This window comes from Actinomycetospora sp. (assembly GCF_036497245.1).
GTDB lineage: Bacteria > Actinomycetota > Actinomycetes > Mycobacteriales > Pseudonocardiaceae > Actinomycetospora.
Genome location: NZ_DASXJS010000094.1, coordinates 1 through 20,384, shown reverse-complemented (window position 1 = coordinate 20,384; position 20,384 = coordinate 1). Strand labels below are relative to the sequence as shown.

General features: G+C 72.8%; 19 protein-coding genes. 4 read left to right on the top strand and 15 right to left on the bottom strand.

The annotated features are described in order from the left end of the window. Nucleotides 1-16 precede the first annotated feature (16 nt). From egtD to VGI02_RS10340, 7 genes are all read right to left on the bottom strand, one after another. Complete coding sequence (gene egtD, locus VGI02_RS10370; RefSeq protein WP_331627256.1) at nt 17-1,000, bottom strand: L-histidine N(alpha)-methyltransferase; 984 nt, start codon at nt 998-1,000, stop codon at nt 17-19. A 106-nt stretch (nt 1,001-1,106) separates the two neighbouring features. After that, complete coding sequence (gene egtC / locus VGI02_RS10365) at nt 1,107-1,880, bottom strand: ergothioneine biosynthesis protein EgtC (protein ID WP_331627255.1); 774 nt, start codon at nt 1,878-1,880, stop codon at nt 1,107-1,109. Between the two features lie 10 nt (nt 1,881-1,890). Then, nucleotides 1,891-3,291: an ergothioneine biosynthesis protein EgtB gene (gene egtB, locus VGI02_RS10360; RefSeq protein ID WP_331627254.1), complete on the bottom strand. Its 1,401-nt coding sequence runs from the start codon at nt 3,289-3,291 to the stop codon at nt 1,891-1,893. Next, nucleotides 3,288-4,646: an ergothioneine biosynthesis glutamate--cysteine ligase EgtA gene (egtA, locus tag VGI02_RS10355; protein WP_331627253.1), complete on the bottom strand. Its 1,359-nt coding sequence runs from the start codon at nt 4,644-4,646 to the stop codon at nt 3,288-3,290. Before egtA ends, egtB begins: the two co-directional genes overlap by 4 nt. A gap of 258 nt (nt 4,647-4,904) precedes the next feature. After that, entirely contained in the window at nt 4,905-6,761 is a 1,857-nt protein-coding gene (locus VGI02_RS10350; RefSeq protein WP_331627276.1) for an ABC transporter ATP-binding protein, read from the bottom strand. A gap of 1,165 nt (nt 6,762-7,926) precedes the next feature. Next, nucleotides 7,927-8,136, bottom strand: a complete 210-nt coding sequence (locus VGI02_RS10345; RefSeq protein WP_169183063.1) for a helix-turn-helix domain-containing protein — start codon at nt 8,134-8,136, stop codon at nt 7,927-7,929. 197 nt (nt 8,137-8,333) lie between these two features. Further along, nucleotides 8,334-9,956 carry an ABC-F family ATP-binding cassette domain-containing protein gene (locus tag VGI02_RS10340; RefSeq protein WP_331627252.1) on the bottom strand — a complete coding sequence of 541 codons (1,623 nt, stop codon included), beginning with the start codon at nt 9,954-9,956 and terminating at the stop codon, nt 8,334-8,336. Between the two features lie 311 nt (nt 9,957-10,267). On the opposite strand from VGI02_RS10340, the gene VGI02_RS10335 reads away from it, so the two are divergent. From VGI02_RS10335 to VGI02_RS10320, 4 genes are all read left to right on the top strand, one after another. Continuing rightward, nucleotides 10,268-10,669, top strand: a complete 402-nt coding sequence (locus VGI02_RS10335; protein WP_331627251.1) for a hypothetical protein — start codon at nt 10,268-10,270, stop codon at nt 10,667-10,669. Next, entirely contained in the window at nt 10,636-11,880 is a 1,245-nt protein-coding gene (locus VGI02_RS10330) for a lycopene cyclase family protein (RefSeq protein ID WP_331627250.1), read from the top strand. The genes VGI02_RS10335 and VGI02_RS10330 overlap by 34 nt, the downstream gene beginning before the upstream one ends. A gap of 112 nt (nt 11,881-11,992) precedes the next feature. Continuing rightward, nucleotides 11,993-12,439 carry a universal stress protein gene (locus VGI02_RS10325; protein WP_331627274.1) on the top strand — a complete coding sequence of 149 codons (447 nt, stop codon included), beginning with the start codon at nt 11,993-11,995 and terminating at the stop codon, nt 12,437-12,439. Beyond that, a complete protein-coding gene (locus VGI02_RS10320) occupies nt 12,436-13,617 on the top strand; it encodes an adenylate/guanylate cyclase domain-containing protein (RefSeq protein WP_331627249.1) in 1,182 nt (393 codons plus the stop codon). Before VGI02_RS10325 ends, VGI02_RS10320 begins: the two co-directional genes overlap by 4 nt. A 17-nt stretch (nt 13,618-13,634) precedes the next feature. On the opposite strand, the gene VGI02_RS10315 is transcribed toward VGI02_RS10320, so the two are convergent. The 8 genes from VGI02_RS10315 to sufB all read right to left on the bottom strand — a co-directional run. Further along, a complete protein-coding gene (locus VGI02_RS10315) occupies nt 13,635-14,687 on the bottom strand; it encodes a hypothetical protein (protein WP_331627248.1) in 1,053 nt (350 codons plus the stop codon). Then, the gene (locus VGI02_RS10310) at nt 14,684-15,040 is read right to left on the bottom strand and encodes a PadR family transcriptional regulator (protein ID WP_331627247.1); all 357 of its coding nucleotides are present in this window, start codon (nt 15,038-15,040) and stop codon (nt 14,684-14,686) included. The genes VGI02_RS10315 and VGI02_RS10310 overlap by 4 nt, the downstream gene beginning before the upstream one ends. 120 nt (nt 15,041-15,160) lie before the next feature. Next, nucleotides 15,161-15,523 (bottom strand): metal-sulfur cluster assembly factor, encoded by a 363-nt coding sequence (locus VGI02_RS10305; protein WP_331627273.1) that lies wholly within the window; start codon nt 15,521-15,523, stop codon nt 15,161-15,163. Between the two features lie 32 nt (nt 15,524-15,555). Further along, nucleotides 15,556-16,029, bottom strand: coding sequence for a Fe-S cluster assembly sulfur transfer protein SufU (gene sufU, locus VGI02_RS10300; protein ID WP_331627246.1), 474 nt, complete (start codon nt 16,027-16,029; stop codon nt 15,556-15,558). A gap of 15 nt (nt 16,030-16,044) precedes the next feature. After that, nucleotides 16,045-17,400, bottom strand: a complete 1,356-nt coding sequence (locus tag VGI02_RS10295; RefSeq protein WP_331627245.1) for a cysteine desulfurase — start codon at nt 17,398-17,400, stop codon at nt 16,045-16,047. Beyond that, nucleotides 17,397-18,173 (bottom strand): Fe-S cluster assembly ATPase SufC, encoded by a 777-nt coding sequence (sufC, locus tag VGI02_RS10290; RefSeq protein WP_331627244.1) that lies wholly within the window; start codon nt 18,171-18,173, stop codon nt 17,397-17,399. The genes VGI02_RS10295 and sufC overlap by 4 nt, the downstream gene beginning before the upstream one ends. Before the next feature lie 67 nt (nt 18,174-18,240). Beyond that, a complete protein-coding gene (gene sufD, locus VGI02_RS10285) occupies nt 18,241-19,494 on the bottom strand; it encodes a Fe-S cluster assembly protein SufD (protein ID WP_331627243.1) in 1,254 nt (417 codons plus the stop codon). Then, nucleotides 19,491-20,384 (bottom strand): Fe-S cluster assembly protein SufB (sufB, locus tag VGI02_RS10280; RefSeq protein ID WP_331627242.1); only part of this gene is annotated, 894 nt, incomplete at its 5' end. The genes sufB and sufD, both read right to left, overlap by 4 nt.

Genomic DNA, 20,384 nt, shown 5'->3' with positions numbered 1-20,384 from the left:
CTGGGTGGTTCCCCGCTCAGCGTCGCCGCGCGAGCGTCAGCCCGAAGCGCTCCGCCGGATCGGTGACCCAGTGCGCCACGTCGAACCCCGCGGTGTCGAGCTCCGCGGCCACGCCCTCGCGCGTGAACTTGGTCGAGATCTCGGTGCGCATCTCCTCGCCCGCCGCGAACTCGATGGTGAGGTCGAGCGCCGGGACCGCCACCGTCATCGCGCGACGCGCGCGCACCCGCATCTCGATCCGGCTCGCCTGCGGCACCCACACCGCCGCGTACGCGAACCCGTCGACGTCGAAGTCCGCCCCGAGCACACGGTTGAGCACGGTCAGGGCATTGAGCTCGAACTCGGCGGTGACCCCGGCCGCGTCGTCGTACGCCGCGACGAGCGTCTCCTCGTCCTTGATCAGGTCGGTGCCGACGAGGAAGTGCTCACCGGGGTCGAGGGTGTCGGAGAGGGCGTCGAGGAACTCCCGGCGCTGGTCGGGCTCGAAGTTGCCGATGGTCCCGCCGAGCAGCACCACCAGCCGGCTGCCGACCTTCGGCACGCTGCGCAGATCGGCGATGAAGTCGCCGACGACGCCGTGCACGTCGAGGTCCGGGTAGTCGGCGACCAGCCCGGGCACGGCCTCCTCGAGAGCCGAGGCCGAGACGTCCACGGGGACGTAGTGGCGCAGGTTCCCGGCGTGGGAGAGGGCGTCGAGCAGCAGCGTCGTCTTGGTGGACGACCCGGACCCGAGCTCGACGAGGGTGTCCGCGCCCGCGAGCCGGGCGACGTCCTCCGCCCCGCGGGCGAGGGCCTCGCGCTCGGCGGTGAACGGGTAGTACTCGGGGAGCGCGGTGATCTGCTCGAACAGCTCGGAGCCGCGCGCGTCGTAAAGCCACTGTGGCCGCAGCACCTTCGGGGTCGACGTCAGGCCGACCCGGGCGTCGGCGCGCAGGGCGGCGTCCGCGTCGGCCTCGGTCAGGTGCACGTCGAGGGTGGGCAGGGTCCCAGGAGTGTTCACAGCGGGGTGTCACGTCCGATCGGTCTCGGCTCGCCCGGACAGGGGACGGGCCTGGTTCACGTCGTCGGGAACGTCGTCGGCATGCGGCTCGGCGACCGCGGGGAGATCAGGTCAGCGACGTGACCTCGGGGGTGGCGTCGCGACCGCGCACGACGACGGCGGCGAGATCCGGCACGGAGGTCCAACCGGGGTCGTCGTCGAGGGGCTCGGAGGCGACGGTGACTCCGTCGGCCCCGGCCCGGTAGGACAGGGCGTGGTCGATCGCGGTCGCGACCAGGGTCGGCTCCCCGCGCTGGTCCGCGGTGAGCAGCAGGAGGTTCAGGCGCGATCCGGGCGCTGCCGCGAGGGCGCGCGTCACGACGTCGAGGACGGCGTCCGCCGGGTCCTTGCCCGCGTCGAGGTGGCGGCGCACGAGCGCCCACAGGACCGCGGAGTCGGTCGGCGCCTCGAGCGTCATGAGCGTCTGGGTGTCGAGCTCCGCCGCGAGGTCGGCGAGGCTCCCGGGCCAGCCCCGCACGACGCCGTTGTGGCTGAAGATCCGGGTGCCGTCCCGGAACGGCGCGCAGGCGCCCACCGAGACCGGCATCCCGACGGTGGCCGAGCGGACCGCCGCGACGAAGGCCGTGCTGCGCACCGCCGTCGCGAGGTCGAGGAACGACGCGTCGGTCCACATCGGTACCGGTTGCCGGTACGAGTGCCCGACGGCGTCCTCGGTATCGCCATCGAGCCAGCCCACACCGAAGCCGTCGGCGTTGACCGTGCCGCCGCCGCGCATGTCGGCCGGGGCGTAGGCCTGCACCAGCAGGGAGTGCGGTGGCTCGGTCACCCGGGACGCCAGGGTCACCGGCCGTGGGCCCACGTGGGCCAGGTGTCGGCACATGATCGGCGGGTCAGGCGTGCTCGGCCGAGCGCGCACAGCGGAAGCCGGAGAAGATCTGCCGACGGATCGGCAGGTCCCAGTTCCGGAACGTGGTGCGCGCGTTGACGGTGCCGACCCCGAACGACGAGCCCCGCAGCATGCGGAAGTCGCCGCCGAAGAACACCTCGGAGTACTCCTTGTACGGGAACGGCGTGAAGCCCGGGTAGCCCTCGAAGCCCGAGTCGCACCACTCCCAGACGTCGCCGATCAGTTGGTGCACCCCGAGCGGGGACGCGCCGGCCGGGTAGGCGCCGACGGGTGCGGGCTGCAGGTGACGGCCGTCGAGGTTCGCGCGCTCGGGGGTCGGGTCGTCGTCGCCCCAGGGGAAGCGGCGGGTCGTGGCTCCGCCCTCTCCTCCGGCTGCCGGGTCGAAGCGGGCCGCGTACTCCCACTCGACCTCGGTGGGCAGGCGCTTGCCCGCCCACGTCGCGTAGGCGAGCGCCTCGTGGAAGCACACGTGCACGACGGGCTGGTCGGCGACGTCGGTGATCGGCTCGCGCACCCCGAACGACGTCCGGTGCCACACTCCGTCGACCTTCTCCCAGGCCATCGGCGCGGACCAGCCCTCGCTGGTGATGTGCTCCCACCCGGCCTCGGACCACAGCTCGCGCCGCGCGTACCCGTCGTCGGCGACGAACCGGGCGTACTCGGCGTTGGTGACCGGCGCGGCGTCGAGGTGGAAGGGGGCGACCTCGACCCGATGGGCCGGCCGCTCGTTGTCCAGCGCGTAGACGTCGGGGCCGGTGGCGTCGGTGCCCATCGTGAAGGTCCCGCCGGGGTGGAACACCTCGGAGCCGACGAGCTCGCGGGCCCGCGACGAGGCCGGCGGCGGGTCGGCGTCCAGGGCCCGGGGACCCTTCCGCAGCTGGTGGGTGGCGAGCATCGTCTCGACGTGCTGCTGCTCGTGCTGGGCGATCATGCCGAACACGAACCCGTCGTCGAGCAGCGCGCGGCCGTCGGCGCCCGCCTCCTCGAGGATCGCCAGGGCGCGCTCCCGGACCGAGGCCCCGTAGGCGCGCGCCTCGGCCGGATCGAGCAGCGGCAGCTCCGGGCGCCCGGACCGCGGGTTCGTGAACGCGTCGTAGAGGTGGTCGATGTCCTCGCGCACCCCCGGGCTCGCGTCCTGGCCCGGGGTCGCGCGGCGGACCAACCAGAAGTCCTCCATGTTCGCGATGTGCGCGACGTCCCAGTGCAGCGGCGACATCAGCGGCGAGTGCTGCCGCATCAGCTCGGCCTCCCCGACGGCATCGGTCAGGGCCTGCGTCCGGGCCCGCGCAGCCGCGAGCTCACGGGCCAGGCGCCGTCGCAGGGCGTCGGGGTAGCGCGCCGCGGACGCGGGTCGGTCCGTGGCGGCGGAGAGATCGCTGGTCATCCGTGTTCACCTCCGAGGACGGGGTCGTCCGGGTACGGGCTCTCGTCGGCAGGTCGCAGATCGCCCTCGCCGGGCTCGCCGACGGAGTCGTCGGCGGGGCAGCGGCCACGCAGGACGCGGCGCTCGGCGACGTCCCCGACGAGGGCGGCGAGGTCGGGATCGGTGGTGAGCAGCCGCTGGTGGGCGAGCTCGACGAGGGTGCCTGCCGCCCGGCGCAGCACCCCGTCGGCGAGCCCGTGCCGCGCCGCGGCGGCCCACCGGTCGTGCGCGGGGGCGACGGCGTCGCGGGCGCGGTCGAGGGTGGCATGATCGGAGAGCAGGGCCGTGACCACCGCGACCGGGACCGCCCACTCGTCGCCGGGCTGCTGGTCGAGGTAGCGGACCTCGACGTGCCCGTGGGGGCGGACCGGCGGGAAGAGCGTGGTCAGGTGGTAGTCCAGGTCCTCCCGCGTCGGACGGATGTCGAGACCGCCGTGGCCGTCGATCCAGTCGCCGAACGAGACCGCGGGCGGGGCGCTCCACGTGTCGTCGCGGCGGACGCAGAGCAGGCTGGTGTCCAGGGCCCGGGTCGCCCACTCCTCGGCCGGGTCGGAGCCGAGCGCGGCGGGCGGGCGGGTCCGTTCGGGGTCGAGCGTCAGCCAGCTGGCCATCCGCGAGGACTTCCATCCGGTGCGCCTGCCGTGCACCGCAGGCGAGTTGGCGAAGGCGGCGACGAGCGTCGGCCCGAACTCGTGCAGCGCCTGCCACCGGTCGGTGACCGCGGCCCCGTCGCCGGCGTCCAGGCACACCTGGACCGCCGAGGTGGAGCACATCATGGTGCGCCCGTGCGGGCCGACGCGGTCGAACGCCGCCTCCATCGCGGCGTAGCGCGGCACCCGCAGGATCCGGCGGGGCGGGCGCAACGGGTCGGACGCGCGGTCCATCAGCGCGAGACCCTCGGCCGCGAGCAACGTGCGGATCGCGGCGGTGTCGGTGCGTACCGCGCCGACGAGCGGGGCGAGGCCCTCGAGGGGCGGGGTGGCGATCTCGACCTGACCCCCCGGCTCGACGGTGACCGTGCTCCCGGCGGGGAGCGGTTCCGGAGGGTGGGAGGGGAGGGATACCGGCCCCGCGGCGGTGTCGGCGGGGACCGAGGCGAGCAGCGTGCCCGGCGCGTGAGGGCCGAGGGCACGGAGGAGTGCGGTGGGATCCAGACGTTCAGCAGGGCTGGTCGCGGAGCGGACGAGCCATTCGAGCTCGGCGCCCACCAGCCGCGGCGGGCCGTGCTTGAAGCAGATCGACGCGACGTAGGCTGCCGCGGCGGCCCGGTCCGGGATCGGCGCAGCGGGATCCATCTCGATCACGGGTGCTGCCATCCCCGCTCCTCCCTGGCGGACCTCGTCGTCCGCTCTCGTCTCTCCGGGATATCCGTGCGGCCCGGGTGACCGAACGTGTCACTGCTCCCACGCCCCGGGGGACGGAGGGAGCACTCGTGCTTCCCTCACGTCCCAGGGACCCCGGGAGACACGGCGAAGGACGCTACACGGCGCGATGGGGCCACGCAGGTGTTCGACGCATCGGTGTTCGGTGTATCACCGACCCCTGACAGCGTGACCCACGGTGATCATCTTCGGTCACGCCGCCGGGGCGAACTGGGTGTGGTGCAGGTCGGCGTAGCGGCCCCCGCTCGCCAGCAGGGACCCGTGCGGCCCCTGCTCGACGACGCGGCCGTCCTCGACGACGGCGATGGTGTCGGCGCTGCGGATCGTCGAGAGCCGGTGCGCGATCACGATGGCCGTGCGTCCGACCAGCGCCTCCGCGAGCGCCTCCTGCACCGCCACCTCCGACTCCGAGTCCAGGTGCGCGGTGGCCTCGTCGAGAATCACGACCCGCGGGGCGGCCAGCAGCAGCCGCGCGATCGTGAGGCGCTGGCGCTCGCCGCCGGAGAGTCGGTAGCCGCGTTCGCCGATGACGGTGTCGAGGCCCTCGGGGAGCTGGCTCAGCAGCGGACCGAGGCGGGCGCGCTCCAGCGCGGTGACCAGCTCGGCGTCGGTGGCCTCCGGCCTCGCGTAGCGCAGGTTGCCCGCGACGGTGTCGTGGAACAGGTGGCCGTCCTGGGTGACGACCCCGACGGCCCCACGCAGGTCGGCGAAGGACAGGTCGCGGACGTCGGTCCAGGCCCCGTCCCCGCCCACCTCGATCGCCCCGGAGTCCACGTCGTAGAGCCGCGGGACGAGCGAAGCGATCGTGGACTTGCCCGCTCCGGAGGGGCCGACGAGCGCGAGCATCTGGCCGGGCGCCACCTCGAGGTCGACCCCGTGCAGGACCTCGGAGTTCTGGACGTGATCCAGGGTGGCGACCTCCTCCAGGCTCGCCAGCGAGACGTCCTTGGCGCTCGGGTAGGTGAAGCGCACCCCGCGCAGGCGCACCCCGACGGCCCGCTCGGCGGGCAACGGCGTCGGGTCGGTGCGCTCGACGATCGACGGGGGCAGGTCCAGGACCTCGAAGACCCGCTCGAAGCTGACCAGCGCGCTCATCACGTCCACACGGGCGTTCGCGAGCTGGGTCAGCGGCCCGTAGAGGCGGGTGAGCAGCAGGGCGAGGCTCACGACGGTGCCCGCGTCGATCCGGCCGGTGATCGCCAGCCAGCCGCCGACCCCGTACACCATCGCCTGCGCCAGCTGGCTGACCAGCGTGAGGCTGGTCATGAACACCCGGTTCGCCATCGCGGTGCGCACGCCGATCGCACGCACGCGGTCGGCCCGGTCGCCGAACTCGGTCATCTCGGCCTCGGGGCGCCCGAACAGTTTCACCAGCGTCGCGCCGCCGGCCGAGAACCGTTCGGTCATCTGGCCGGTCATGGCGGCGTTGAGGTTGGCCGACTCGCGCTGCAGGCCGGCGATCGTTCGCCCGACCCGTCGCGCGGGCAGGATGAAGATCGGGAGCAGGATCAGGGCCAGCAGCGTCACCTGCCAGGCCAGCGTGATCATCACCGCGACCGTCAGCACCAGCTGGATGACGTTGGTGACCAGGCCGGACAGCGTCGAGGTGAACGCCCGCTGGGCGCCGATCACGTCGTTGTTCAGGCGGCTGACGAGCGAGCCGGTCCGCGTGCGGGTGAAGAACGCGATCGGCATCGACTGCACGTGCGAGAAGACCGCGCGCCGGAGGTCGTAGATCAGGCCCTCCCCGATCCGCGAGCTCATCCAGCGCTCGATCAGCCCCGAGATCGAGTCGATCACGGCGAGCCCCGCGATGGCCACGGCGATGACGACGACGGTGCCGAGGCCGTTCCGGTGCACGATCGCGTCGACGACCCGCCCCGCGAGCACCGGGACGCCCACCGCGATGACCGCCGACACCGTGGTCAGGGCGAGGAACGCGTACAGCATGCGGTGGTGCGCCGACGCGAATCGCCAGATGCGACCGAGAGTGCCCTTGGGCACCGAACGCGGCAGCTTCTGGTCGTGCGACATCGACATCATCAACATCCAGGCGTTCTCCACGCCGCTCACCCCGTTCGCTCGGACCTCGGCCCCGAGCGTGCGACCTCGACAATTGTTGAGGTCAAGCGAACGAGCGAGCGCGGGTCGCGTCCGGCGGGTGGTGGTCCGCCGGTCCGGGCGTCGAGTATCCGCGCACGACGGCGATCACGCTCGCGGACGGAGGCGGTGTTCGCGGTGGGCGCACCTGTCGGCGCGCCGGACGCGCGTGAGGGCCGGCCGGCCGGGAGTCCCGTTGTCGAGACCGACGCGCGGCGCACACAGTCCGGCCGATCGCGGTGGTGGTTGTGGGGACTGACGCGCGGCGCACACAGCCCGGGCGGCGTGAGAGCAGACATCGGCGGGGTGCTGCAGGCGGAGCCGGGGGGCTGTGCGGATGACGAGGGGGGAGCCTCTCGTGGCCCCAGGTCCCGGCCATGGCGTCACTCACGACGACCCTGTTCGTTGGCGCGCGTTCAACGGGCCTGCATCGGTGTCGGTGAACCCGCGCGACGACCATGCAGGCCCGCTGATCATGAAACCGGCGGACTGCCCTCGATGGGGGCCGAGCAATCGACGGCACCGGGCCGGCGAGAGGGATGCGCCGGCGGCAGGGCGGGCAGGACGGGCAGGACGAGCACGCGTTGGTGGGCCACATGCCGGAGCCTAGGGAGGGCTGAACCGCCCGGACCTGTGGCGTCCCCGCGCAGCCCACTCCGGACGGGCGTCCACTGCCGAATGCGGGCGTGCGCAGGACCGATCTCGCTGCCCACGCGCCACGCCTACGTGCGCAGCACGCCCGGCCGAGGCCCTTGGCGGCCGGGAGTGTGCGTGGCGCGTCGGCCCAGGGAACCGGGAGTGCAGCCCGCGGGAGTATGTGCGTCACGCGTCGGTCCGGCGATCAAGCAGCTCCGCCGCACGGACCGTCGCCCCGACGCTCACATGCGCAGAACCGACCTCGACGCGCGCCCCAGTGGCAGGGCGACCCGCGCTGCCGACCGGACCGGACGTCGTCCGGGGTCAGGACCTGGAGAACTCCGCACACACCGACGAGCGTTGCCGCTCACGAGGTGGTCGGCCCCGGCTCGGACGGCGCGCATCACGCACGCCGTCGACCCGCGTCCGCCACGACGCGCTCACCCGGTCCCGGTCGAGCCGGACGCCGGCGCGGAGGTCAGGACTTCTTGGTGCGCGTGGCTCCGCCGCGTCCGCGCAGCGTCACACCCGACTCCGACAGGACCCGGTGCACGAATCCGTACGACCGGCCCGTCGACTCGGCGAGCGAGCGGATGCTCGCCCCCTTCTCGTACTTCTTCTTGAGATCCGTGGCGAGCTTGTCGCGCTGGTCGCCCGTGATGCGGGCGCCCTTCTTCAGATCGGCCATGGTTTCGGTCCACCCCTCCCCCGGACGGTGCCAGGTGGACCCATGATGATCGTGAATGCCGGTGTGCGCCACGGCACATCCCACATGATCGGTGAGCGGTTCCGCCGTTCGGATCGTGATCCGCCCGGGCGGCCCAGCGCCTGATCGTTCCAGCTCACGAAGGCCCTACGCCGCGCGGCGGGTTCGGACCGCTGCGCTCAGGCGAGCTCGACGAGCTCGAGGTGGTCGGCCGAGAAGTGATCCTCGGTGCCGTCCGGCAATAGGATGACGCGCTCCGGCTCGAGGGCCTCCACGGCGCCCGGGTCGTGCGTCACGAGCACCACGGCGCCCTCGAACTGGCGCAGCGCGTCGAGCACCTTCTCGCGCGAGGCCGGGTCGAGGTTGTTGGTCGGCTCGTCGAGCAGCAGCACGTTCGCCGCCGAAGAGACCAGGCCAGCGAGCGCCAACCGTGTGCGCTCGCCGCCGGAGAGCGTCAGCGCGGGCTGCTCGAGCTGCTCCCCCGTGAACTGGAACGCGCCGAGGAGCGTCCGCAGCTGCTGCTCCGGGGTGTCCGGCGCGGCCGACCGGGCGTTCTGCCAGACCGTCCGGTCCATGTCGAGGGTGTCGTGCTCCTGGGCGAAGTAGCCGGTGCGCAGCCCGTGGCCGGGCGTGACGCCGCCGGTGTCCGGGGTCTCGACGCCCGCCATGATGCGCAGCAGCGTCGTCTTGCCCGCGCCGTTGAGGCCGAGGATCACCACGCGCGAGCCGCGGTCGACCGCGAGGTCCACCCCACTGAACACCTCGAGCGACCCGTAGCTCTTCGACAGCCCGGACGCGGTGAGCGGGGTCCGCCCGCACGACTGCGGGGTGGGGAACCGGATCGCGGCGACCCGGTCGGCCTGGCGCTCGTCGTCGAGCCCCTCGAGCAGGGCGGTCGCCCGACGCTGCATCTGCTTGGCGGCGACGGCCTTGGTCGCCTTCGCGCCCATCTTCGCGGCCTGGGTCTGCAGGGCCGACGCCTTCTTCTCCGCGTTCGCGCGCTCCCGCTTGCGCCGCGCCTCGTCGTCGGACCGCGCCCGCAGGTAGTTCTTCCACGTCATGTTGTAGGCGTCGAGCTCGCCGCGGGTCGCGTCGAGGAACCAGACCTTGTTGACCACGTCGGCCAGCAGGTCGGTGTCGTGGCTGATGACGACGACGCCGCCCTCGTGGGACTTGAGGAACCCGCGCAGCCAGGAGATCGAGTCGGCGTCGAGGTGGTTGGTCGGCTCGTCGAGCAGCAGCGTCGTGCCGGCGTTGCCCCCGTCGCCCGAGGCGGCGAAGAGGATGCGGGCGAGCTCGACGCGGCGGCGCTGACCGCCGGAGAGCGTCTCGAGCGGCTGCGCGAGCACCCGGTCGGGCAGGCCGAGGTTGGAGCAGATCCGCCCGGCCTCGCTCTCGGCCGCGTACCCGCCGAGATCGGCGAACCGGGTCTCGAGCCGGCCGTAGCGGGCGACGGCCTTGTCGCGCTCGGCGTCGTCTGCGAGCTCGGCCATCGCCGTCTGGACCTTCTCCATGTCGCGCAGGATCTGGTCGAGCCCCCGCGCGGAGAGGACCCGGTCCCGTGCCAGCACCGACAGGTCACCCTCGCGCGGGTCCTGTGGGAGGTAGCCGATCGGCCCGGTGGCGCGGATGTCGCCGCCGTAGGGCTCGGACTCCCCCGCGATCGCCCGCAGCGAGGTCGTCTTGCCTGCGCCGTTGCGCCCGACCAGGCCGATGCAGTCCCCGGGCTGCACGCGGAGGGTGACCCCCGAGAGCAGGACTCGGGAGCCGGCGCGCAGCTCGAGATCGGACGCGGTGATCACAGGGGGCCTTCCCAGGTCGTGGTCGCGTCGCGCGGGGCGACGTGGTGCGGCGCTCGTGACGGGCGCTGTGCGACCCCGCCTCCCGCCGCGAGGGCGGTCCCACCGGCACGGCCGGGGACTCGGCGTCGGGTCGCCGTGCCGCGTGCGCCTGCAACCAGTGTAGGTGAGAGGTCGGCCCGTTCTCCGGGCGTGCGGGCCCGGAGTGGCCGGGGTCCCGTGTCACGCGCGTCACCAGGGACCGCCAGGGGCCCGGAGACCGGGCGGCACGGCCGCTTCACACCCTTCTGCCGGAGATCGGGGACACTGGGAGCATGGGCCTGTTCAGCTGGTTGCGCGGAAGCGGCGCCTCGGGGTCCTCGGGCGTGGGCGCCGACGGGCGTCGTCAGGTCCTCGACCGTGAGGGCGGGCCCGCCGATCTCGAGCACCTGCGCTCGTTCGCGAAGAGCCGCCGCGGGGTGGAGTTCTTCGTCGAGCCGGAGACGACGGCGACCGACACGACCGTCGTCGCCGTGGCCGTCGACGGCGAGTGGACCCGGCGCCGCGTCGGGACCCCGCGGGCCGCGCAGCGCCTCGCCCGCAAGTGCGTCGTGCCGATCTACGACGTGACCGTCACCGGCTACCCCCAGGTGATGCGCGACTGGAACGAGCGGGCCAAGCGCGACCGCGAGAAGCTGCGCGCGTGGGACCGCGAGATGGGCACCGGGGAGAGCTGAGCCCGGCCGACCTGCTGGTCGCGGGCGGCGGCCCCGCCGGCTGGTCCGCGGCGCGGGCGTGCGCCCGGCGCGGGCTCGACGTCGTCGTCGTCGACCCCCACCCGGACCGGACCTGGCGTCACACCTACGGGGCCTGGTGCCACGAGCTGCCGCTCTCCGGGCCGGATCCGCTGCCGCCCGGGGTCGTGGCCGCGAAGGACGTGGGCTGGGCGATCGCCACGCGAACGCACCGCCTGGACGACGAGTACGCGATCCTCGACACCGGCGCCCTGCAGCGGGCCCTGCGCGACGACGGGGTGCGGGTCGTGCGCGGCCGGGTGGTCGCCGCCGGACCCGGTCGCGCGGTCCTCGCCGACGGGAGCGAGTGCCGCGCGGGCCTCGTCGCCGACGCCTCCGGCGCGGTGCAGACGCTCACGACCGGCCGCGCGCGGGGGCGGCGTGCCGAGCAGACGGCCGTCGGCGTCGTCGTGGACGAGGCCACGGCGGCGCGGGTCACCGGGGGTCGGCTGCTCTTCATGGACTGGCGTCCGCGCCACGGCGTCCCGGGCTGGCCGACGTTCCTGTACGCGGTGCCCCTCGGCGGCGGGCGCGTCCTGCTGGAGGAGACGTCGCTGGCCCGCAGGCCAGGCCTGCCGATGCCCGAGCTCGCCGAGCGCCTGCGGCGGCGGCTGCTCGCGGCGGGGCTGCGTGACGACGAGATCCCGCTCGACGACCCCGCCCGCGTGGAGCGCGTCCGCTTCCCGGTCGACACCCCGGATCACCGCCCGCCCGACGGCGTCGTCGCGCTCGGGGCCGCCGCTCCCCTCGTCCACCCCGCGACGGGATTCTCCGTAGCGCGGTCACTGCGAGCAGCCACTCGTCTGGCTGATGCGTGTGTCACTCGATCGGACCATGGATCAGTACTGGATGGGGCCGATGGAGCGGCGTGGGCCCGGCGAGCGGTCCGGGGCGGGTCGGGGGGGATCGTGCACGCGATGCGTCGTCGCGGGCTCGACGTGCTCCTGCGGCTCCCGCCGGGCGAGGTCCCCGAGTTCTTCGACCGCTTCTTCTCCCTTCCCGCAGGTCCGCGGCGTGCCTACCTCGGCGCGGACGACGACGTGGCGGAGTCGCTGCGGGCGATGCTGTGGGTGTTCGCACGTCTGACGCCGCGCCTGCGCGGGCACCTGATCGCGGGATCGCTCGGCGGGCCCGGCCCGGACCAGTGCCGCTGACAGCAGGCATATGGGGGTCATCGACGTCCGTTCGGCCTACCGCGATAGCATCCGGCACCTCCGGGCCCCTTGTCCCCCGTGTCCGGAGACCAGTGAGATCGGAGTGAGCATCATGGGCGCCTACCAGCTCGTCGCCGTCGGCACCGACGGGTCCGAGTCCTCCTTCCGCGCAGTCGACCGCGCCGCCACGGTAGCCGCCGACTCCTCGGCCACGCTGCTGATCATCTGCGCCTACCGTCCCGCGAAGAACACCGGGTCGGCCGAGCAGGAGCTGGGCGAGGACGCCGCCTACCACGTCATCGGGTCGACACCCGCGGAGGAGACGCTGCGCGACGCGAAGGAGCGCGCCTCCGCCAAGGGTGTCGGCGAGGTCGAGACCGTGGCGGTGCAGGGCGACCCCATCGAGGAGGTCACCACCGTCGTGAACGACCGCAAGGCCGACCTGCTCGTCATCGGCAACCGCGGCCTGAACAGCCTCAGCGGCCGGCTGCTCGGCTCCGTCCCGCAGGGCATCTCCCGCAAGGCGCCGACGGACGTCCTCATCGTCCACACCACGTGAGTCGTCCGCCGCGGAACGCACGACACCGCGCGGGCCACGGCCCGCGCGACGACCGCGGTGGCGACGAGAACGACCCGGCGCCCTCGACGGAGCCGGAAAGCCCGGACCCCGAGGCTCCGGACCCCGAGGCCGCGGCCCCCGCGGCCCCTGACCCCGACGGTTCGCGGACCGGGGGTCCGGGACCCGAGGACGCGTCGGGCCCGTGGGGCGAGGCGCAGCGCGAGGTCGAGGAGTTCCTGCTCGGCGGGGAGCGGTTCCTGCGGCGCGGCGACGTCGCGGAACGCGGCGGGGTGTCGCCGGAGCAGACCGCGAGGCTGTGGAGCGCGCTCGGGTTCCCGCGCGTCCCCGACGACGTCGCCGCGTTCGCCCAGACCGACCTGGACGCGCTCGCGCTCGTCCAGGAGCTGCTCGGCGAGGAGGCCCTCGACGAGGCCGAGGCCCTCGCGATCGCGCGGACACTGGGCCAGAGCATGGCGCGGCTCGCGGAGTGGCAGGCCAACCTGCTGCGGCGCACGATCGCCGAGCGCGGCTCCGTCGGTGACGCGGACGCCGTCGTCGATTCCGTCCGCACCCTCGTCCCGCTGCTCGAGAAGCTGCAGGCCTACACGTGGCGGCGGCACCTGACCGTGACGGCCGGGCGCATGCTGACCACGATCGCCGGCACGGAGTCCGACGACGACGGCCGGGCCGCGACCACCGCGGTCGGCTTCGCGGACCTCGTCGGGTTCACGTCGATGTCGCGGCAGGTGGACGCCGACGAGCTGCGGTCGCTGCTGGAACGGTTCGAGGGTGTCAGCACCGACGTCGTGTCCCGGAACGGCGGGCGCATCGTGAAGACCCTCGGCGACGAGGTCCTGTTCGTCTGTTCCGACGTCCGGGCCGCCCTGGAGATCGCCTTCGGGCTGCACGCCGACGTCCCGGACGACGGGGACCGGCTGACGCTGCGGATCGGGCTGGCCTACGGCGAGGTCCTCCCCCGCTACGGCGACGTCTACGGGCCGGTGGTGAACATCGCGAGCCGGCTGACCTCGCACGCCCGGCCGGGCACCACGCTGCTCGACGACGACCTCACCGACGCCGTGCGCGAGCTGGGGCTCGACGTCGAGCTGCGCTCGGTGCCCCCGCTGTCGGTGCGCGGCTACAAGCACCTCAAGCCGCACGTGGTGCGGCGCCGGTAGGTGCCTGCCGCTCGTGCCTATCCCGACGCGAGCTCCCGGTCGGCAGGTCGTGCCCGCGGCCGCGGCGGGTACCTGTCCGACGCGGCCAGCCAGGCCACGCAGGCGACGAGGAGTGCCACGACCCCGATCACCAGTCCGGGCAGCACACCGGGCGCCAGCGGCTCATAGGAACGCCACCCCCCGGACGAGGCCGCCAGGATCGGGCCCGCGGGGAGGAACCCGGTGACGGTGGCCAGGCCGGCCATGGTCAGCACAGCGGCGGGCCAGGCGGGCGACAGGCGCCGGTGGGCCGCCAGCACGACCACCGATGCGAACGCGACCGCCAGCACGGCGATGGGCCAGCCGAGGCCCTGCGCTCCCCACGCCACGGGCCAACCCAGCCCGGAGAGCTCCCAGCCCACGGCGAGCAGGGCGACGGTGCCGCCCGCGGCCGCGATCCTGCTCCTGACGCGCGGAACCTCCCCGGGCGCACGCCCGGCGAGCAGGAGGACCCCGACGGCCAGCAGTGGGAGCACGGCGACGCGGGCGTCGGTGCGGGAGAGGGCCACCTCGAGGAACGTGCTGTCCCGCGAGAGGAGTGGGCCGAGCCCGCGACTGACGTCGAGCAGCGCGGCCACGGCGGTGACGGCGAGGGCACCGCGGCGCAGTCCGATCAGCAGCAGTGCCAGGGCGACGGGCCAGAGCAGGCTGTAGAGGTTGATCAGCTGCCACGCCGGGAAGGTGGGCGCAGCCTGGAACAACCGCCCGTCGGGGCCCAGCGACCACCCCTGCTCCGCGGTGAGCTGCAGCTGCACCGCGAGGCCGATCTCGAACAGGACGCGGGTGGCCATCGCCGCGATGGCGGTGATCGCCAGGAGCCACAGCGTCGCGGCTCCGGGGCGGCCGACCGCGCGCATCCGGGAGACGACGGCGAGCCGGGCGGTGGCCGCGACCTCGCCGGCCCCCGGCCCGCCGTCGTCCCCGTCGCGGCCCGCGAGGTAGACCTCGACCATCTCTTCCTCGTAGCGCTCCCGGTACCAGGCGGGCAGGACGCCCAGCAGGCGGCGGTAGCGGCGTTCCGGGGTGCTCATGCCGTGACCTCCCCGCCCAGCCCGTCGGCGGGGGCGCCGGCGCGGCTGCGGTCGAGCGCGATCTGTGCCATGCGGGCCCGCCGGCCGGCGTCCCCGATCAGTTCGGCCATCCCCGAGTCGGTGATCCGGTAGTAGCGGCGCACCCGCCCCTGGTGGATCTCCTCGCGATCGGGGACGACCAGCCCGTCGGTGCACAGGCGGTCCAGAGCGCCGTAGAGCGTTCCGACCCGGAGCGTCACCGCGCCGTCGGAGAGTCGGCTCGCGGCCTGCACGATGCCGTAGCCGTGCAGCGGCTCGGCCGCGAGTGCGGTGAGGATCAGGAAGGTCTGTTCTGACAGGGATCTCCGCGCCATGTGACGATATATATCGCAGAGCGATGTATGAGCGCTAGTCCGGACAGACGAAAGGGCACCGTCCGGTCGCCGATCGACCGAGCGGTGCCCTTCGCGTGGGTGAGGCGGGCGTCGCGGAGCTCAGACGGTGAAGCCGAGCGCCCGCAACTGCTCACGGCCGTCGTCGGTGATCTTGTCCGGGCCCCACGGCGGCATCCAGACCCAGTTGATCCGGACGTCGTTCACGAGGCCGCCGCCCGGGCCCGAGGTCAGCGCCGCGCGCGACTGGTCCTCGATGACGTCGGTGAGTGGACACGCCGCCGAGGTCAGCGTCAGGTCGAGGGTCGCGACCGTGCCGGTGTCCTCGCTGTCGACGTGGATGCCGTAGAGCAGGCCCAGGTCGACGACGTTGATCCCCAGTTCGGGGTCGACCACGTCGCGCATGGCCTCCTCGAGATCGTCGATCGACGGTACGTCGGCCGTGGGGGCGGTCGCCTCGGGCATCCCCTCGGCGCCGCGGGGCGTCTCGGTCTCGGTCACGGGTGTCCCTCCAGCTCGGGAGCGTTGTCGTCAGCCTGCGCCACGGCGTCCTTGAACGCCATCCAACCCAGCAGTGCGCACTTGACCCGCGCCGGGTAGGCGGAGACGCCGGCGAAGGCGACGGCGTCGTCGAGCACATCTTCGTCGGGCTCGACCTTGCCACGGCCCTGCACCATCTTCTGGTACTCGGACAGCACCTCGAACGACTCGCCGACGGTGTGCCCGACGACGAGGTCGTTGAGCACCGACGTCGCGGCCTGGCTGATCGAGCAGCCCAGCGCGTCGTACGAGACGTCCACGACCTTGGCGTCCGCGCCCGAACCGTCGAGGTGCACGCGCAGGGTGATCTCGTCGCCGCAGGTCGGGTTCACGTGGTGGACCTCGGCGTCGTACGGGTCGCGCAGCCCGCGGCCGTGCGGGTTGCGGTAGTGGTCCAGGATGATCTCCTGGTACATCGACTCGAGCTTCACGGCGTCAACCTCCCTCTAGAGAGCAACGCCGTCGGTGGCGAAAAAGTCCTGGACGCGCCGGACGCCGTCGAGCAGGGCGGCCACCTCGTCGAGGGTGTTGTAGACGTGGAAGCTCGCCCGGATGGAGCTCTGCACGCCGAACGCGCGATGCAGCGGCCACGCGCAGTGGTGCCCGACGCGGACCGCGATCCCGGAGTCGTCGAGCACCTGCGACGCGTCGTGCGGGTGCACGCCGTCGATCTCGAACGACACCGCTCCCCCGCGCGCCTCCGTGGTGCGCGGGCCGACGATCGTGACGCCGTCGATCTCCTGGAGACCGCGCAGCGCGGCGTCGGTCAGCGCCATCTCGTGCGCGTGGACGTTCTCCATCCCGATCTCGTTCAGGTAGTCCACGGCGGCACCGAGCCCGACGGCCTGCGACGTCATCGGGACACCGGCCTCGAACCGGGCCGGCGGGGCCGCGTAGGTCGAGCCCTCCATGCGGACCAGCTCGATCATCGACCCGCCGGTGAGGAACGGCGGCAGCGCCTCGAGCAGCTCGCGGCGCCCGTAGAGCACCCCGATCCCGCTCGGCCCGAGCATCTTGTGCCCGGAGAACGCCGCGAAGTCGACCCCGAGGGCGTGAACGTCCACGGGCGTGTGCGGCACCGACTGGCAGGCGTCGAGCACGGTGTACGCGCCGACCGCTCTCGCCCGCTCGACGAGCGTGGCCACCGGCGGCACCGTGCCGAGCACGTTGGACTGGTGGGTGAACGCGACGACCCGGGTCCGCTCGTTGATCACCGAGAGAGCCTCGGGCGAGTCGAGGTCGAGCCGCCCGTCGGAGGTCACCGAGAACCACCGCAGCGTCGCGCCGGTGCGCCGGCAGAACTCCTGCCAGGGCACCAGGTTGGCGTGGTGCTCCATCTCGGTGACGACGACCTCGTCGCCCGGCCCGACCCGGAACCGCTGTGCGGCGGGGTCGTCGGAGAAGGTCGCGTTCGACATCGAGTACGCGACCAGGTTGAGCGCCTCGGTCGCGTTCTTGGTGAACACGATCTCGGAGGTCTCGATGCCGGGGTCGGCACCGATGAACGCCGCGATCCGCGAACGGGCCGACTCGTAGGCGTCGGTCGCCTCCTCGGACAGCGCGTGCGCGCCGCGGTGCACGGCGGCGTTGGACGTCTCGAGGAACGTCCGCTCGGCGTCGAGGACCTGGCGCGGGCGCTGCGAGGTCGCCCCGGAGTCCAGGTAGATCAGCGGCTTCCCGTCACGAACGGTGCGGCTCAGGATGGGGAAGTCCGCGCGGATCTTCTCGACATCCAGCGTCGCACCCGTGGCTGAGCCGGCCCCCGTCGCTCCGCTCGCCTGACTGGGTGCGAGTGCGGTCATGCCGGCTGCTCCTCCTTGGACACGGTGCCCGTGAAGCGGACGTAGCCGTTCTCCTCGAGCTCGTCGGCGAGCTCCGGGCCGCCGGACTCGACGACCTTGCCGTTCACGAACACGTGCACGCGGTCCGGCGTGATGTAGCGCAGGATCCGGGTGTAGTGGGTGATCAGCATGATGCCGACGTCGGACTGCGTCTTGTACTCGTTCACGCCCTTGCTGACGATCCGCAGCGCGTCGACGTCGAGCCCGGAGTCGGTCTCGTCGAGCACGGCGAACTTGGGCTTGAGCAGCGCGAGCTGCAGCACCTCGTGGCGCTTCTTCTCACCGCCGGAGAAGCCCTCGTTGACCGAGCGCTCGGCGAAGGCCGGGTCGATCTCGAGGTCGCCCATCGCGGACTTGACCTCCTTGACCCAGTGCCGGACCTTCGGGGCCTCGCCGCGGGTGGCCGTGGCCGCCGAGCGCAGGAAGTTCGACATCGAGACGCCGGGCACCTCGACGGGGTACTGCATCGCGAGGAACAGGCCGGCGCGGGCGCGCTCGTCGACGGCCATCTCCAGGACGTTCTCGCCGTCGAGGAGGACCTCGCCCTGCGTGACGGTGTACTTCGGGTGTCCCGCGATGGAGTAGGCCAGCGTCGACTTGCCGGAACCGTTCGGGCCCATGATCGCGTGGGTCTCGTTGGTGTTCACGGTCAGATCGACGCCGCGCAGGATCTCCTTGGGACCCGACTCGGTCTCGACCTCGACGTGCAGGTCGCGGATCTCGAGGGTGGACATCAAGCCTCTTTCGACAAATGCGGTGTGGTGGTGGGGGCCGCCGCCAGGGCGACTGCGTCCATCGGTGCTACGCCCCGACGGCTTCGAGCTCGGCCTCGATGGCCGCCTCGAGCCGGTCGCGCAGGGCGGGCACGCGGACCTTCTGGATGACCTCGCCGAAGAACCCGCGCACGACGAGCCGCCGCGCCTGGTCCTCGGGGACGCCTCGGGACATCAGGTAGAACAGCTGCTCGTCGTCGAACCGTCCGGTCGCGGAGGCGTGGCCGGCGCCGACGATCTCGCCGGTCTCGATCTCGAGGTTCGGCACCGAGTCGGCCCGCGCGTTGTCGGTGAGCAGCAGGTTCCGGTTGAGCTCGTAGGTGTCGGTGCCCTCGGCCGCCTTGCGGATCAGCACGTCGCCGATCCAGACGGTGTGGGCCGCGGTGCCACCTTCGACGCCCTGGAGCGCGCCCTTGTACATGACGCGCGACCGGCAGTTCGGCACCGAGTGGTCGACGAGCAGGCGCTGCTCGAAGTGCTGCCCGCCGTCGGCGAAGTACAGCCCGTCGAGGGTGACGTCGCCGCCCGGCGCCCGGTAGTTGATCACCGGCGAGAGCCGGACGAGGTCGCCGCCGAGCGTCACCGAGGTGTGCCGGATCGTCGCGTCGCGACCCACCGAGAGGTGCTGGGCGCCGACGTAGACCGCGTCGTCGGCCCAGTCGTGCACCTCGACGATCTCGAGCTTCGCGCCGTCGGACACCACGAACTCGGTGTTCGCCGCGATCGTGCCGGAGCCACGGTGGTCGAGGATGACGACCGCCTCGGCGTGGTGGGAGAGACGCAGCTGCAGGTGCGCGTACGCCGCCGAGCCCTGGCCGGGGCCGTTCACGGTGATCGTCAACGGCTCGTCGTCCGAGCGGGCCTCGTTGACGGTGACCACGTGGGCCCGCGTGAACGCGGACCACGCCTGCGCCGCGACGCGGTCGGCGGGGACGCCGCCGTCGCCGAGGCGCGGGTCGTCGCGACCCACGGTCTCGTGCCGGACGCCGCCGAGGTCCGACGACGCGGCGTCGCCGAACCCGGAGACCACCGACACGTCGACCTCGCCGTCGACGGTCGCGGACCCGTCGTGCAGGCCGTGCAGGCGCCGCAGCGGCGTGAACCGCCACTGCTCCTCACGCCCGCCCGGGACCTCGAAGGCCGCGACGTCGTAGGAGGTGAAGCGCTCCTCCCACGGCGCGAGCACCGCGCTCGCGGTCTTGATGCCCGGGTCCACATCGAGGACCGGGGATCCGGGGGCGGTCGTCGTACCGCCCCCGGTCTGGGCCAGTGGCTCGGTCATCCGACAGCGCCCTCCATCTGCAGCTCGATCAGGCGGTTGAGCTCGAGCGCGTACTCCATGGGCAGCTCGCGCGCGATGGGCTCGACGAACCCGCGCACGATCATCGCCATGGCCTCGTCCTCGGTGAGCCCGCGGGACATCAGGTAGAAGAGCTGGTCCTCGCTGACCTTCGAGACGGTCGCCTCGTGGCCCATCGTCACGTCGTCCTCGCGGACGTCGACGTACGGGTACGTGTCGCTGCGGCTGATCGTGTCGACCAGCAGCGCGTCGCACTTCACCGTCGACCGTGAGTGGTGTGCGCCCTTGTTGACCCGCACCAGACCGCGGTACGAGGTCCGTCCGCCGCCGCGCGCCACCGACTTCGAGATGATCGTCGACGACGTGTGCGGGGCCAGGTGCACCATCTTGGCGCCGGCGTCCTGGTGCTGACCCTCGCCCGAGAACGCCACCGAGAGCACCTCGCCCTTGGCGTGCGGGCCGGTCAGCCAGACGGCCGGGTACTTCATCGTCACCTTGGAGCCGATGTTGCCGTCGACCCACTCCATGGTCGCGCCCTCTTCGGCCTTGGCGCGCTTGGTGACCAGGTTGTAGACGTTGTTCGACCAGTTCTGGATGGTCGTGTAGCGGCAGCGGCCGCCCTTCTTCACGAGGATCTCGACGACCGCGGAGTGCAGCGAGTCCGACGAGTAGATCGGCGCCGTGCAGCCCTCGACGTAATGGACGTAGGCGTCCTCGTCGACGATGATCAGCGTCCGCTCGAACTGGCCCATGTTCTCGGTGTTGATCCGGAAGTAGGCCTGCAGCGGGATGTCCACGTGGACGCCCTTGGGCACGTAGATGAACGAGCCGCCGGACCACACCGCGGAGTTCAGCGCGGAGAACTTGTTGTC